This window comes from Frateuria sp. GZRe12 (assembly GCF_051900535.1).
Taxonomy (GTDB): Bacteria; Pseudomonadota; Gammaproteobacteria; order Xanthomonadales; family Rhodanobacteraceae; genus Frateuria_A.
In genome coordinates this window covers 581,206-596,725 of record NZ_JBHZGI010000001.1, presented here as the reverse complement: position 1 = coordinate 596,725, position 15,520 = coordinate 581,206, and the positions used below count along the sequence as shown (strand labels likewise).

Below are 15,520 nucleotides of genomic sequence, written 5' to 3'. Positions count from 1 at the left end.
TGAAAAGAGCCGGCCGTGATGCTGGGCCGTCGCCGGGCCGGCCGCTCACCTCAACCCTGTCCCCGCAGGGAAGAGGGAGCTGATTGGAGGTATTCATGCGGCTTGCCGCGACGCATCGGGCAACCTGCGTGGCGCACAACCGCGCACCGCCTCGGCGATCGCCGCGATGTGCGCCGGCGTGGTCCCGCAGCAGCCGCCGACCAGGTTCAGCAGCCCGTCGCGGGCGAACCCGGCGACGACGCTGGCCATCTGCGCGGGTGTCTCGTCGTATTCGGCGAAGGCGTTGGGCAACCCCGCATTCGGATGCGTGCTGACGTAGCAGTCGGCGATGTCGGCCAGGGTCTGCACGTGCGGGCGCAGGTCGGCGGCGCCGAGTGCGCAGTTCAGGCCCACCGCGAGCGGGCGGGCGTGCGCGATCGAATAGTAGAAAGCCTCGGCGGTCTGGCCGGAGAGCGTGCGACCGGAGCGGTCGGTGATGGTGCCGGAAATCATGATCGGCACGCGCGCGCCCCGTTCGATGAAGAGTTCGGAAAGGGCGAACAGCGCTGCCTTGGCGTTGAGCGTGTCAAAGATGGTTTCCACCATCACGACGTCGGCGCCACCGTCGATCAGGCCGGCAGCGGACTCCCGGTAATTGCGCGCGAGTTCCTCGAACGTGACGTTGCGGAAGCCCGGGTCGTTGACGTCCGGCGACAGTGAAGCGGTCCGGCTGGTCGGTCCGAGCACGCCGATCACGAAGCGGGGCCGGTCCGGCGTTTTCGAGGTCCAGGCATCGCAGGCGGCGCGCGCCAACCGTGCGCCTTCGAGGTTCAGTTCGTAGGCGAGGTGTTCGAGGTGGTAATCGGCCTGGCTGATGCGGGTGGAATTGAACGTGTTGGTCTCGACCAGGTCGGCGCCGGCATCGAGATAGGCCTCGTGCACGCCACGGATCAGGTCCGGGCGGGTAAGCGAAAGCAGGTCGTTGTTGCCCTTGAGGTCGCATCCGCCGGGGCGCGAGTGGTCGTGCTTGTTGTCGTGCCCATGCGCGAAGCGCTCGCCGCGGAAGCCGGACTCGTCCAGCGCATGGCCCTGCAGCATGGTGCCCATGGCGCCGTCGAGGATCAGGATGCGCTCGCGCAGCGCCTGCTCGAGTTGGGCGACGCGATGGGGATGGAGCCAGGGCAGGGTGCTCATGGTGTTTCCTCGACTGTGCGGGCGGCAGACGGGTGTGCCTGACTGCCCCTGGGCAGCTTCCCCCGCACGCGGGGGAAGGATCGATTACGGCTTGCGCGCCAGCAGGCTGATCACTTCGAAGTGCGGCGCCTTGCGCTCGCGGCTCAGGCGCACGCAACTGGATACGGTCAGGCCGGCGTCGGTGGCCAGACGCGACAGGTCTTCGCGCGTGAACCCGAGGTTGCGGTGGTCGAACGGCTCGACCGCGGTGCGATGGTCGTGCTTGCCCAGCGTCACCGCCAACAGCCGGCCTCCGCTGCGAAGCAGGCGCGCGGCTTCGGCCACGGCCTGGGACGGGCGTTCGGCATAGGTCAGCGCGTGCAGCATCAGCACCAGGTCGAAGCGACGCTTGCCCAGGTCCAGCGCGTGCATGTCGCCCTCGCGCACTTCCACGTTGGGGAAGGCCTTGAGCCTTTGCGCAGCGGCGGCAACCACGCGGTCGCTCGAATCCACGCAGACGATCGAGCGCGCGTGCGGCGCCAGCAGCTCGGCGGTGATGCCATCGCCCGAGGCGATGTCCAGTACGTCGCCGGTTTCCAGCAGCTGTAGCAGCGAGCGGGCAAGGGTTTCCCAGGTGCGGCCGGGCGAGTAGTGGCGCTCCATGTCGCCGGCGACGGTGTCGGCCCAGCCTTCCGCGCGGGCGCGATTGGCCAGCACGGACGGGAGGCGGGCGGCGTCCTCGCGCAGCAGGGCATCGTCGATGCTCTCGCGCAGCGAGTGGAGCAGGGCGTGCTGGTGCGCGCCGCCCTCGTTGTTGGCGCGGTAGTAGGCCGACACGCCGGCGCGGCGATCGCGCACCAGCTCGGCTTCCTTGAGCTTGGCCAGGTGCGTAGACACGCGCGGCTGGGCCAGGTGCAGCACCTGCGCCAGCTCGGCCACGGTCAGTTCCTCGCGCTCCAGCAATGCCAGCAGCCGCACGCGGGTGGGATCGGCCAGCAGGCGCAGGACGCCGGAGGCGGTCGCCAGATCCATTTTCATCCTTTCATCGCGATGCGAAGATGGATAGGCTAGGCGGCGGTAGCGTGGGCGTCAAGAGTGAACCCTACGGGCCCGCGTGAGGGTCGGTTAAACTAGCGGGCTTCGCCAAGCCTTGGAGCCCCCCATGGATTTCCGTTTCACCGAAGACCAGCTCTCGATCCAGTCGATCGCCCGCGATTTTGCGCAGAAGCGGATCGCGCCGGTTGCCGCCGAGTTGGATGCCAAGGGTGAGTTCCCGCTGCAGAACATCCAGGAGATGGGCCAGCTGGGCCTGATGGGCATCGAAGTGCCGACCGAATACGGCGGCGCGGGCATGGACCCGATCGCCTACGTGCTGGCGATGATCGAGATCGCCGCAGCCGATGCGGCCACCTCGACCATCATGTCGGTCAACAATTCGCTGTTCTGCAATGGCATCCTCAAGCACGGTACCGAGGAGCAGAAGCAGACCTATGTGCGCGCCATCGCCTCGGGCGAGGCCATCGGCGCCTATGCGCTGACCGAGCCGCAGTCGGGCTCCGACGCCTCGGCCATGCATACGCGCGCGACGAAGAATGCCGATGGCAACTGGGTGATCAACGGCAAGAAGAGCTGGATCACGTCCGGTCCGGTGGCACGCTACATCGTGCTGTTCGCGATCACCACGCCGGGCATCGGCGCCAAGGGCGTGTCGGCCTTCATCATCGACACCAAGCGGCCGGGCTTCCACGCCGGCAAGACCGAGCCGAAGCTCGGCATCCGCGCCTCGGCGACCTGCGAGATCGAATTCAACGATTACGTGTGCCCGAAGGAAAACCTGCTGGGCGCGGAAGGCAAGGGTTTCGCCATTGCGATGGGCGTGCTGGACGCCGGCCGCATCGGCATCGCCTCGCAGGCGGTGGGCATCGCCCGCGCCGCGTACGAGGCCACGCTGCAGTGGTCGCGCGACCGCAAGGCGTTCGGCGCGCCGATAGGCACGTTCCAGATGACCCAGGCAAAGATCGCCGACATGAAGTGCAAGCTGGACGCTGCCACGCTGCTTACCCTGCGCGCAGCGTGGGCCAAGGGCGAGGCGGAGAAGAACGGCGGGCGTTTCGGCACCGAGGCGGCGATCGCCAAGCTCACCGCTTCGGAGGCGGCGATGTGGATCAGCCACCAGGCGGTGCAGATCCACGGCGGCATGGGCTACTCGAAGGAGATGCCGCTGGAACGCTACTTCCGCGACGCCAAGATCACCGAGATCTACGAAGGCACCAGCGAGATCCAGCGCATCGTGATCGCCCGTAACGAGACTGGTCTGCGCTGAACTTCTGGCTCCCTCTCCCCTTTCGGGGAGAGGGCTGGGGTGAGGGGCCGAAACTCGCGGGGAAGTTGCCAGCGATGCTCTTCGGAAGAATCGCCGGCGCTGCGGACAGCACTTCCCTCAAACAAAAAAAGCCCGGGCGTTGCCCGGGCTTTTTTTGTGGCCCGAGGCGAGCCCCGGCCCCTCACCCCAACCCTCTCCCCGGAGGGGAGAGGGAGCAGGTGTTCGGCTAGTGCCCGCGGCGCGGATCCGAATCGAACGTATGCGGTCCATGGCCGATCCCCGGCTGCGCCGTGCCGTCGCCATCGAGCTTGTCGCCCAGCAACCGGCGCACCACCACGTAGAACACCGGGATCAGCAGCACGCCAAGGAACGTGGCGAACAGCATGCCGCCGACCACGCCGGTGCCGATCGCATGGCGTGCGTTGGCGCCGGCGCCCGAGGAAACGAACAGCGGGAACACGCCCAGGATGAAAGCCAGCGAGGTCATCAGGATCGGCCGCAGTCGCAGGCGTGCCGCCTCGATCACGCCTTCGCGCAACGTACGGCCGTGCGCCTGCTGCTCCACCGCGAACTCCACGATCAGGATCGCGTTCTTCGCCGCCAGGCCGATCACCGTGATGAGGCCGACCTTGAAGTAGATGTCGTTGGGCAGCCCGCGCAACAGCGTGAACACCACCGCGCCCAGGAGACCCAGCGGCAACACCAGCAGCACCGAGACCGGGATCGACCAACTCTCGTAGAGCGCCGCCAGCGCCAGGAACACGATCACGATCGACAGCACCATCAGCAGCGTGGCGGCGTTGCCGGAAAGGATTTCCTGGTAGGACTGGCCGGTCCAGTCGAAGCCGTAGCCCTGCGGCAGGTCGTTGGTGACGATGTTCTCCATCTCGGCCATCGCCTCGCCCGAGGCATGGCCCGGGGTCGGCGAGCCGACGATCTCGACCGCGGCGTAACCGTTGTAGCGGTTCAACGAGGGCGAGCCCATCTGCCAGTCCGCGTGCACCACGTTGGACAGCGGGATCATCTCCGGCGTGCCCGCGCCAGTGGTTTGCGTGCTGCTGGGGGTGAAGAAGTGCTGCAGCGCATCCGGACTCATGCGGTAGGGCGCGTCGGCCTGCATGATCACGCGCTTGACGCGCCCGCCGTAGGTGAAGTCGTTGACGTACACCGGCGCCAGCATCAGGCCGACCGCGTTGTAGATGTCGCCCACCGACAGGCCCATCGATTGCGCCTGTACGCGGTCCACGTCCAGGTGCAACTGCGGCGCGTCTTCGAGCGCATTGGGGCGCACGCCGGTCAGCACCGGATCCTGGCTGGCCTTGCCCAGCAGCGTGTTGCGCGCCTGCGTGAGCGCTTCGCGGCCGGCGCCGCTGCGATCCTGCAGGTACATGTCGAAGCCGCCGAACTGGCCCAGGCCCTGTACCGTCGGGATATTGACCACGAAGATGCGCGCATCGTGGATCTGGAACAGCGACATGTTCGCCCGCTGGATGAATTCCGCGGCGGTAACGTCGCGATCCGACCAGTCCTTGAGCTTGATGAACGCCATACCGGCGTTCTCGCCGGAACCGATGAAGCTGAAGCCGGCGACCTGCAGCACGGTGTCGACCGCCGGATCCTTCTTCAGGACCTTCAGCATTTCCGCCATCACCTCTTCGGTGCGCTGCCGGGTCGCGCCCGGTGGCAGCTGGATGATCGACATCGCGTAACCCTGGTCCTCCTCGGGCAGGAAGCTGCCGGGCAGGCGGGTGTACAGGAAGCCGGCCAGCACCGCGACCAGCACGAACACGAACATCCAGCGCGGCGCGTGCCGCACGGCGCCACCAACGTGGCCGGTGTAGGTGCGCGTGGTCCAGTCGAAGAACTGGTTGAACTTGCGGAAGACGACGTTCTTCTTCTTGTGGTGCTCGGGCTTGAGGAAGCTCGCGCACAACGCCGGCGTGAAGGAAAGCGCCAGGAAGGCCGAGAAGCCCATCGACACCGCAATGGTCAGCGCGAACTGCTTGTAGATGATGCCCGAGGCGCCCGGCTGCAGCGCCGAGGGCACGAACACCGCCGTCAGCACCACGGTGATCGCCACCACTGCGCCGGTGATCTGGCCCATCGCCTTGCGCGTGGCCTCCTTCGGCGACAGGTTCTCCTCGGTCATGATGCGTTCGACGTTCTCGATCACCACGATCGCGTCGTCGACCACGATGCCGATGGCCAGCACCATGCCGAACAGGGTCAGCTGGTTGATGGTGAAGCCCAGCACGAGCATGCCCAGAAACGTGCCCAGCAGGGCGACCGGGATCACCAGCGTCGGAATGATGGTGGCGCGGATGTTCTGCAGGAACAGCAGCATCACCAGGAAGACGAGGATGATCGCCTCGATCAGCGTGTGCACCACCTCATCGATGGAGATCCTCACGAAGGTGGTGCTGTCGTACGGGCTGAACCAGGTCACGCCCGGCGGAAAGCTGGGCGCCAGCTCGTCCATCTTGCCGCGCACGGCGGTGGCCACGTTGAGCGCGTTGGCGCCGGGCAGCAGCTGGATCGCGAAGGCGCCGATCGGCTTGCCGTCCACCGTGGTGTTGAAGCCGTAGTTGCCGGGACCGAAACTGATCCGGGCCACGTCGCCCAGCTTGACCGTGGTGCCATCCGGGTTGGCGCGCAGGATGATGCCGGCGAACTGCTCGGGCGTGGTGAAGCGTCCTTCGGTCGACACCGTCGCGGTGAAGCCCTGGCCGGGCAACGCCGGATCGGCACCGATCGAGCCCGCGGCGAACTGCACGTTCTGCGCGCGGATCGCGTTCAGCACTTCGGTGGCCGAGAGGTCATAGCCGTGCAGCTTGTCCGGGTCGAGCCAGATGCGCATGGCGTACTCGGAGCCGAACTGGTTGGTGCTGCCCACGCCCGGCACGCGGGCGATCTGGTCGAGCACCTGCGAGCCGACGATGTCGCTCAGGCGGTCGCGGTCGATGCTGGGGTTGTCGGACTTCAGCGCGACCACCATCAGGAAGCCGGCGTTGGCCTTGGCCACCACCACGCCCTGCTGGGTCACTTCCGAGGGCAGGCGGGGCGTGGCCAGCGAGACCTTGTTCTGCACCTGCACCTGGGCGATGTCCGGGTCGGTGCCGCTCTCGAAGGTCAGCGTGATGCTGGCGCGGCCGCTGGCGCTGGAGGAGGAACTGAAGTACAGCAGGTGGTCGATGCCCGTCAGCTGCTGTTCGATGACCTGGGTGACGGCCTTCTCGGTGGTCTCGGCGCTGGCGCCCGGATAGGACGCGCTGACCGTCACCGAGGGCGGCGCGATGTTGGGGTAGGACTCCACGCCCAGGTTGAGGATGGCCAGCACGCCGCCCAGCGAAATCAGGATGGCCACCACCCAGGCAAAGATCGGGCGGTCGATGAAGAAACTCGGCATGAGGGCGCTCCGTTACTTGCCGCGCGCGGTCGCGGCGGCGGCCGGCGCCTTCGCGGCAGCCGGAGCCTGGCCGGCAGGAGCCGGCGGCTGCCACGGGGACGGGTTGGCCGGGGCGCCTTCCTTGACGTTCTGCACCCCCGAGACGATCACCTTCTCGCCGGCCTTCAGGCCGCTTGTGACAACCCAGTTGCCCTCCTGCATGGAGGCAGTGGTGACATCGTGGCGCGCGACCTTGCCATCGGGGCCGACCACGAAGACGTAAGCACCGACGGTGTCACGCAGCACCGCCGCCTGTGGCACCACGAACACGTTGTGGCGCTGGCCGAGCGACGCTTCGATCGTGACGTACATGCCGGGCAGCAGGGCGTGCTCGGGGTTGGGGATGCGCGCGCGCAGCGTCACCGCGCCGGTCGCCGGGTCCACCGAGGTGGAGGAGAAGTCGACCGCGCCCGGCTGCGCGTAGGCAGTGCCGTCGGGAAGGCTGACGCGCACGCTGGCGTCCTGACCGCTCTTGCCGGCGACGGCCAGCGAGACGTTGCCCTGGCCCTGCGCCTGGCGCAGCTGCTCCAGCTCGGAGACGCTCATGTTGAAGTTCACGTACAGCGGATCGATCTGCTCCACGGTGGTCAGCAGCGTGGCCTCGCCCTGGCCGACCAGCGCGCCCTCGGTGACCTGCTGCTGGCCAGCGCGGCCGTCGATCGGCGAGCGCACGTCGGCATAGCCGAGGTTGATCTGCGCCGACTGCACCGAGGCGCGTGCCTGCTGCACGGCGGCCGCTGCGCTGCGCTCGGTGGCCAGTGCGTTGTCCAGGTCGGACTTGGAGACATAACCCTTGGGCGCGAGCTCGCGTGCGCGGCTGGCGTTGACCTTCGCATTGGTATAGCTGGCCTGCGCCTGCGCCAGGCTGGCCTGGGCGGCACCCAGCGTGGCTTTCAGCGGCGCCGGGTCGATCTGGAAGAGAAGCTGGCCCTTCTCGACATCGGTGCCTTCGTCGTAGGCACGCTTGAGCAGTACGCCCGGTACGCGGGCGCGCACGTCGGCGCTGCGGAACGGGGACAGGCGTCCGACCAGGTCCTTGGTCAGCGGCACGGTCTGCGCCTTGAGGGTGATCACACCTACCTGCGGCGGCGGCATCTGCTGCTGCCCCTGCGGCTGGTCCTTGCCGCCGCAGGCGGCGAGGGCGAGCATGCCGAGGCACAGGGCCAGGGTGCGCGTTGTCGTGGACTTCATGGGAACTCCATTCTTATGAGGCGTGACCGGGGACGCGGCGGGGAAGCCGGGGAGCATACGAGTGCCGACGTGGCCGACCAGTGCCAGTGGTCGTGACACGGCGTGCCGGCGGGGGGGGCACCGTCGGCTGAAACGCGCAACTATACCGGCGAGTTTACATTTTGCGAACTGTCGCGGCCAAGATCTTGCGCGCCGCCGGATGTTGTGGACAAAGGCCGGTCACTGAGTCGCGCTTGGGCGCAGGAACGCAGTCTTTGCGCGACCGTGTTGCATTGTCGCGACCATGCGGCAGCGCACGGGCTTCGCTCCCGCGCCGGTATCGCCTTGCCATGCATGCATGACCAGCCTGAACGTGGCTACGGCAACAGGCCCGGGCACTCGCCTCAACGGGCCTCATCGGTGGAATCGACCTGACGCGAGGCGTATCCTTTTCGGGCTTTACGCCTCCCCAGCGTGGGCACCACTCGTTTCCACTGACAAGCAGATGCCATGAATGCCATTCGCGCGACCAGCGACAGCACGGTTCCCCCGGCTGTCTTCGAGGAACTGAAGAAAAGCGGCTTTGCGACCGGGCGCCTTGATGAGGCGCAATTTTTTATCGGCGCCTTCTTCGCGCGCATGGCGCACAGCGACGTGGACCTGCATACCCCGGCCGAGTGGGCCGGCCTGATCGGCGGGATTCTCGATTTCATCCAGCAGCGTGAACCGGGTCGCGCCAAGGTGCGCGTGTTCAACCCCGAGCGCGGTCATGCCGGGCGCAGCGTGATCGAGGTCGTTACCGACGACATGCCGTTCCTGGTCGACACGGTCAGCATGGTCGCTTCGGACGACCTGCAGATCCATGCGGTGATCCACCCGGTGGTCGGCGCCACGCGCGACGCCAAGGGGCAGCTGCAACAGCTGGGCGGCGACGGTGGCAAGCCGGAATCGGTGATGCATTTCGAGGTCGACCGGGTGGCCGACGAAGCGGCGCAGGCCGCGCTCAAGGCGCGCGTCGAGGCGGCGCTGGAAGATGTACGCGTCGCCGTCGACGACTGGGCGACCATGCGCGACAAGGCGCTGGCGATCGCCGCCGAGCTGCCGCAGCGCAAGCTGCCGCTGGGCGAGAGCGCGGTGGGCGAGGCTTCGTCGTTCCTGCACTGGCTGGCCGACGACAACTTCACCTTCCTGGGCTATCGCGAATACGAGGTGACCGAGGCCGATGGCGAGGAAGTGCTGCGCGCCATCAACGATTCGGGGCTGGGCATCCTGCGCGGCAGCGAGCGTTCGATGGCGCCGCGTTCGCTACGCAGCCTGGCCGCCTCGTCGCTGCCGCAGTCCGGTTCGACCGACGCGATCATCCTGACCAAGACCAACGCCCGTTCGCACGTGCACCGGCCCGGCTACATGGATTACGTGGGCGTGCTCAAGTTCGACGCCAACGGCAAGCCGATCGCCGAGCAACGCTTCCTGGGCCTGTTCTCCTCCAACGCCTACATGGCCCGCCCGCAGGACGTGCCTCTGGTGCGCCAGAAGGTCGAGGCGGTGATGTGCCGCTCGGGCCTCAAGCGCGATTCCTACTCGGGCAAGTCGCTGCGCCACATCCTGGAGACGCTGCCGCGCGACGAGCTGTTCCAGAGCAGCGAGGACGAACTGTCCAGCACTGCCAGCGGAATCCTGGAGCTGCGCCAGCGCGCGCGCACGCGCCTGTTCGTGCGCCGCGATCGCTATGGACGCTTCTACACGTGCCTGGTCTACGTGCCGCGGGAGCGCTTCAACACCACGGTGCGCGAGCGCATCGAGAACCTGCTGCGCGATGCGCTGCACGGCGAGCACGTCGACTCCGCCGTATTGATGGGCGAGGCCGCACTGGCCCGCCTGCATGTGGTGGTGCGTCCGAAGATCGGCGATCGCGCGACCTATGACAGCGCCGCGCTGGAGCAGGCGGTGGCTGCCATCGTGCGCAACTGGCACGACGATGTGCGCGACGCGCTGGTCCAGGCCCGCGGCGACCACGAGGGCGTGGTGCTGGCCAACCGCTACGTCAAGGCGCTGCCGGTCGGCTACGTCGACGAGGTGAGCGCGGAAGTGGCGGCCGAGGACGTCTACGAGCTTTCGCAGCTCGAAGGCGACGACGCCGTACGCATGTCCTTCTACCATCCGCCGCGGCGCCCGGACGAACTGCGCTTCAAGGTCTACCGTTCCGGCAGCGACATCGCGCTGTCGGAGGTGCTGCCGCAGCTTGAAAACCTCGGCCTGCGCGTGCTCACCGAGCACGTCTACGACGTACGCACCGGCGGCACGCCGCTGTTCATCCAGGACTTCGAGGTGCAGCCGGTCGGCCACCTCACTTTCAGCGTCGAACAGGTCGGCACCCTGTTCGAGGACGCCTTCGAGCAGATCTGGCGCGGCAACGCGGAAAACGACGGTTTCAACCGGCTGGTGCTGGGCGCCAAGCTCAACTGGCGCCAGGTCGCCGTGCTGCGCGGCTACTGCAAGTACCTGCTGCAGACCGGCGTGTCGTTCTCGCAGGCCTACATGGAAGACGCGCTCAACCGCTATCCGGCCATTGCCGGCGTGCTGGTGGAACTGTTCAACGCGAAGTTCGACCCGCGTCGCGAAAGCCTCTCGGCCGACGAACTGCAGACCGCGGGCGAGTTGCTGAACGCCGAGATGCGCGTGCTGATCCCGGGCAACGTGCAGGCCGCGCAACCGGCCCTGGTCGACAATCTGGTCGGCATGCTTTCGCGTCCGCGCGCCGAGCAGGTGGCGATCCTCGAAGACGCCGTCGCGACGCTGCTGGAAAACGTCTCCAGCCTCGACGACGACCGCATCCTGCGCAGCTTCCTGAACGTGATCCGCGCCACCCTGCGCACGAGCTTCTTCCAGCAGTGGGACGGCGCGTTCCGCCCGTACATCAGCTACAAGTTCGATTCGCACAAGGTGCCGGAGCTGCCCAAGCCGGTGCCCTACCGCGAGATCTTCGTGTCGGCCGCGCGCGTGGAAGGCATCCACCTGCGCTTCGGCGCGGTCGCGCGTGGCGGCCTGCGCTGGTCCGACCGCCGCGAGGACTTCCGCACCGAGGTGCTGGGCCTGGTCAAGGCGCAGATGGTGAAGAACACCGTCATCGTGCCGGTCGGTTCCAAGGGCGGCTTCTTCGTCAAGCGCCCGCCGGTCGGCGGCGACCGCGACGCGCAGCAGGCCGAGGGCATCGCCTGCTACAAGATGTTCATCAACGGCCTGCTCGACATCACCGACAACCTGGTCGAGGGCAAGGTCGTTCCGCCGCACGAGGTGGTGCGCCACGACCAGGACGATCCGTACCTGGTGGTCGCGGCCGACAAGGGCACGGCGACGTTCTCCGACATCGCCAACGCCATCTCCATCGAGCACAACTTCTGGCTGGGCGACGCGTTCGCCTCCGGCGGCTCGAACGGCTACGACCACAAGGGCATGGGCATCACCGCCAAGGGTGCGTGGGAATCGGTCAAGCGCCATTTCCGCGCGCTCGGACGCGATTCGCAGACGCAGGACTTCACCTGCGTGGGCATCGGCGACATGTCCGGTGACGTGTTCGGTAACGGCATGATGCTCTCCGAGCACATCCGGCTGCTGGCCGCGTTCGACCATCGCCACATCTTCCTGGACCCGAACCCGGATGCGGCGAAGTCCTTCGCCGAGCGCCAGCGCATGTTCAAGATCCCGCGCTCTAGCTGGGAGGACTACGACAAGTCGCTGATTTCCGAAGGTGGCGGCATCTATCCGCGCAGCGCCAAGTCGATCCCGGTCTCGCCGCAGGTGCGCCAGGCGCTGGGCCTTAAGGAGGACGTGACACAGCTTAATCCGAACGAGCTGATGAGCGCGATCCTCAAGGCGCCGGTCGACCTGCTGTGGAACGGCGGTATCGGCACCTACGTGAAATCCTCGCAGGAGACCAACGCCGACGTGGGCGACCGCGCCAACAACGCGCTGCGCATCAACGGTGGCGAACTGCGCTGCAAGGTGGTGGGCGAGGGCGGCAACCTGGGCTTCACCCAGAAGGGCCGCATCGAGGCCGCCCAGCACGGCGTGCTGCTCAACACCGACTTCATCGACAACTCCGCCGGCGTGGACACCTCCGACCACGAGGTGAACATCAAGATCCTCCTCAACGACGCCGTGCGCCGCGGCGAGCTGACCGAGGAGGGCCGCAACAAGCAGCTCGCCGCGATGACCGACGAGGTTGGCCAGCTGGTGCTGTGGGACAACTACCGCCAGAACCAGGCGATCACGCTCATGGAGCACCAGTCGGTCAAGCGGCTGGGCTCGATGGCGCACTTCATCCGCCAGCTGGAGGCCGAGGGCCTGCTCGATCGCCAGGTCGAGAACCTGCCGTCCGACGCCGAGCTGACCGAGCGCAAGGCGCGCCACCAGGGCCTGACCCGGCCGGAGCTTTCGGTGCTGCTGTCCTACGACAAGATCAAGCTGTTCCAGCAGCTGCTCGAGTCGGACGTGCCGGAAGACCCGTACCTGTCCAAGGAGCTGGTGCGCTACTTCCCCGAGCCGCTGCACGAGAAGTACGCGGCCAACATGCAGCGCCATCGCCTGAAGCGCGAGATCATCGCCACCGCGGTGACCAACTCGACGATCAACCGCATGGGCGCCACCTTCATGATGCGCATGCAGGAGGACACCGGGCAGGGCCCGGCGTCGATCGCCAAGGCGTACACCGCCGCGCGCGAGATCCTTGATGCGCGTGAGCTGTGGGCCGAGATCGAGGCGCTCGACGGCAAGGTCGCCGAGGACACCCAGATCGACGCGATCATGCAGATCTGGTCGCAGCTGCGGCACATGACGCGCTGGCTGCTCAACCGTCCCGGCGCCAGCCTGGACATCGCCGCCAACGTCGAGCGCTACCAGGCCGGCGTCACCGCCCTGCGCCAGGGCCTGCCCGAGGTGCTGACCGAGACCGGCAAGGCCGATTTCGAGCTCAGCTGCGAGAAGTGGGAAGGCCTCGGCGTGCCGGCCGAGCTGGCGGTGCGCCTTGCCCGCATGCCGGTGTTGCGCGCAGTGCTGGACATGGTCGAGGTGGCGCGCCAGAGCAACCAGCCCGTTCCCGCGGTCGCGAAGGTGTTCTACGAACTGGGCGAGACGCTGGACCTGGAATGGCTGCGCGGCCAGATCGAGGCGCTGCCGGTGGAAGGCCACTGGCATGCGCAGGCGCGCGGTTCGCTGCTGGATGAGCTCAACCACCAGCATCGCGCACTGGCCCAGCAGGTGCTGGCGCTGGCCGGCGCCCGGAAGGACGTCTCGCCGGTACAGGCATGGCTGCAGCGTGACGATGCGACGCTCAACTACACCCGCAGCATGCTCGCCGAGATCCTGACCCAGAACGCGGACTACCCGATCGCCTCGGTCGCCGTCCGCCGCCTGGCGCAACTGGCGCAGGTGCCGGTGGGTTGATGCAAGTGCCCGGGACTCCACGTCCCGGGCTCCCTGTAGGAGCGCACCTTGTGCGCGACCGCGCGTCCCGATGGGGCGTGGTCGCGCACAGGGTGCGCTCCTACATCGTTCTGGGCTGCGCTAAGCTCGAAACATCCCTCGCCACGCCGGATGCCCATGCGCTTCGCCTTCGTCGCCAGCGACACCCCGGTCGCCCAGCAGGCCCGCCGCAAGCTGGCCGAACGCTACGGCGATCTGCCACCGCTGGAGGCGGATGTCATCGTGGCGCTGGGCGGCGACGGCTTCATGCTGCGCACCCTGCACGCGCATCGCGCGCTGGACCTGCCGGTCTACGGCATGAAGCTCGGCCGCGTCGGCTTCCTGATGAACAAGCATCAGCTGGACGATCTGCCCGGGCGCATCGAACGCGCTCACGCCGCCGTGCTGTACCCGCTGCAGATGCGCACCGTCGACGGCGCGGGCAACGAGCAGTTCGCGCTCGCATTCAACGAGGTGTCGCTGCTGCGCCAGACCAACCAGGCCGCGCACCTGGAAGTGAAGCTCAACGACACGGTCAAGCTCGCGGCGTTGGTCTGCGACGGCATCATGGTCGCCACGCCGGCCGGTTCCACCGCCTACAACCTCTCGGCCCATGGTCCGATCCTGCCATTGGACGCAAACGTGCTGGCGCTCACCCCGATCAGCCCGTTCCGCCCGCGCCGCTGGCGTGGCGCGATCCTGCCGCACCGTACCCTGGTGACCCTGCGCGTGCTCGAACCGGGCAAGCGGCCGGTCAGTGCCACTGCCGACTTCCTGGAAGTGCGCGACGTGCGCTCGGTGAAGATCTGCCAGGCGCAGGAGTGCGGCGTGAAGCTTCTGTTCGATCCGGAGCACAACCTGGAGCAGCGGATCCTGGACGAGCAGTTCGCCGCGGAATGAGCGCGGGGCAGTGGAAGGCGCCGCGGGCCGCCCTGACGCGCCGCTCGCCCGTCCCGCCCCTTGCCCCTGGCCGTTTTGCTAGATTGCGCGCATGAATCCCGCGACTCCCAGCGCCCACGATCCTGGCGCCAGTACCGACAACCGCCTGGTCGTCGCCATCTCTTCGCGTGCGCTGTTCGACCTGGGTGACAGCCACGCACTGTTCGAGCGCGACGGCCTGGACGCCTACCGCCGCTTCCAGATCGCGCACGAGAACGAGCTGCTGCAGCCAGGCGTCGCTTTTCCGCTGGTGCAGAAGCTGCTGGGCCTCAACAAGCTGGCGGGCGACGTGCCGCCGGTGGAGGTGATCCTGCTGTCGCGCAACTCGGGCGACACCGGACTGCGCATCTTCAACGCGATCCAGCACCATGGCCTGGAGATCAGCCGCGCCGCCTTCACCAGCGGCGCGCCTACCTCCGACTACATCGCCCCGTTCAGGGCCGACCTGTTCCTCTCGGCCAATGCCGAGGACGTCGGCCGTGCTCTGGCCGCCGGCGTGGCCGCGGCCACCATCCTGCCCAGCACCGCGCCGCCGCGCGCCAGCGAGCAATTGCGCATCGCCTTCGACGGCGATGCGGTGATTTTCGGCGACGAAGGCGAACGCGTGTCGCGCGAGGAGGGTCTGGAAGCCTTCCACCGCCGCGAGACGGAGCAGGCGGGCGAGCCATTGTCGGTCGGTCCGTTCCGCGGCTTCCTCACCGCGCTGCACCGGCTGCAGACCGCCTTCCCGGCGGAGGACTCGCCGATCCGCACCGCGCTGGTCACCGCGCGCTCCGCGCCGGCGCACAAGCGGGTGATCCTGACCCTGCGCCGCTGGGGCGTGCGCATCGACGAGGCCCTGTTCCTGGGCGGCCGGGACAAGGGGCCGTTCCTGGATGCCTTCGGCGCCGACATCTTCTTCGACGATTCGCCCGCCAACGTGGAGTCCGCGCGCCGGCACGTCGCCACCGGGCACGTGCCGCACGGCGTCAGCAACCGCTGACCTCACACGCGGCGGCACCGGTGCTAGGCTCGCGCCCGGACAACCGGAG

General features: G+C 67.7%; 8 protein-coding genes. 4 read left to right on the top strand and 4 right to left on the bottom strand.

Annotation, left to right across the window (positions count from 1 at the left end; genetic code table 11):
- Positions 1 to 93: 93 nt before the first annotated feature.
- The gene (locus ACFWZ4_RS02710) at positions 94 to 1,173 is read right to left on the bottom strand and encodes a homocysteine S-methyltransferase family protein (RefSeq protein ID WP_439703198.1); all 1,080 of its coding nucleotides are present in this window, start codon (positions 1,171 to 1,173) and stop codon (positions 94 to 96) included.
- An 84-nt stretch (positions 1,174 to 1,257) separates the two neighbouring features.
- Positions 1,258 to 2,184: an ArsR/SmtB family transcription factor gene (locus ACFWZ4_RS02705; RefSeq protein WP_439703197.1), complete on the bottom strand. Its 927-nt coding sequence runs from the start codon at positions 2,182 to 2,184 to the stop codon at positions 1,258 to 1,260.
- A 130-nt stretch (positions 2,185 to 2,314) separates the two neighbouring features.
- Between ACFWZ4_RS02705 and ACFWZ4_RS02700 the strand changes: the two genes are divergently transcribed.
- Positions 2,315 to 3,475 carry an acyl-CoA dehydrogenase family protein gene (locus ACFWZ4_RS02700; protein WP_439703196.1) on the top strand — a complete coding sequence of 387 codons (1,161 nt, stop codon included), beginning with the start codon at positions 2,315 to 2,317 and terminating at the stop codon, positions 3,473 to 3,475.
- A 226-nt stretch (positions 3,476 to 3,701) separates the two neighbouring features.
- Here the strand turns inward: ACFWZ4_RS02700 and ACFWZ4_RS02695 are convergent, their stop codons facing one another.
- Positions 3,702 to 6,881 carry a multidrug efflux RND transporter permease subunit gene (locus ACFWZ4_RS02695; protein WP_439703195.1) on the bottom strand — a complete coding sequence of 1,060 codons (3,180 nt, stop codon included), beginning with the start codon at positions 6,879 to 6,881 and terminating at the stop codon, positions 3,702 to 3,704.
- Positions 6,882 to 6,893: 12 nt separating this feature from the next.
- Entirely contained in the window at positions 6,894 to 8,111 is a 1,218-nt protein-coding gene (locus ACFWZ4_RS02690) for an efflux RND transporter periplasmic adaptor subunit (protein ID WP_439703194.1), read from the bottom strand.
- Positions 8,112 to 8,600: 489 nt separating this feature from the next.
- Here ACFWZ4_RS02690 and ACFWZ4_RS02685 point away from each other — a divergent pair, with 489 nt between their 5' ends.
- The 3 genes from ACFWZ4_RS02685 (at position 8,601) to ACFWZ4_RS02675 (ending at position 15,471) form a co-directional block, all read left to right on the top strand.
- On the top strand, positions 8,601 to 13,532 hold the full coding sequence (locus ACFWZ4_RS02685) for an NAD-glutamate dehydrogenase (protein WP_439703193.1): 4,932 nt from the start codon (positions 8,601 to 8,603) through the stop codon (positions 13,530 to 13,532).
- 156 nt (positions 13,533 to 13,688) lie between these two features.
- A complete protein-coding gene (locus tag ACFWZ4_RS02680; protein WP_439703192.1) occupies positions 13,689 to 14,450 on the top strand; it encodes an NAD kinase in 762 nt (253 codons plus the stop codon).
- Positions 14,451 to 14,541: 91 nt separating this feature from the next.
- Positions 14,542 to 15,471: a 5'-nucleotidase gene (locus tag ACFWZ4_RS02675; protein ID WP_439703191.1), complete on the top strand. Its 930-nt coding sequence runs from the start codon at positions 14,542 to 14,544 to the stop codon at positions 15,469 to 15,471.
- The last annotated feature ends 49 nt before the right edge of the window (positions 15,472 to 15,520 follow it).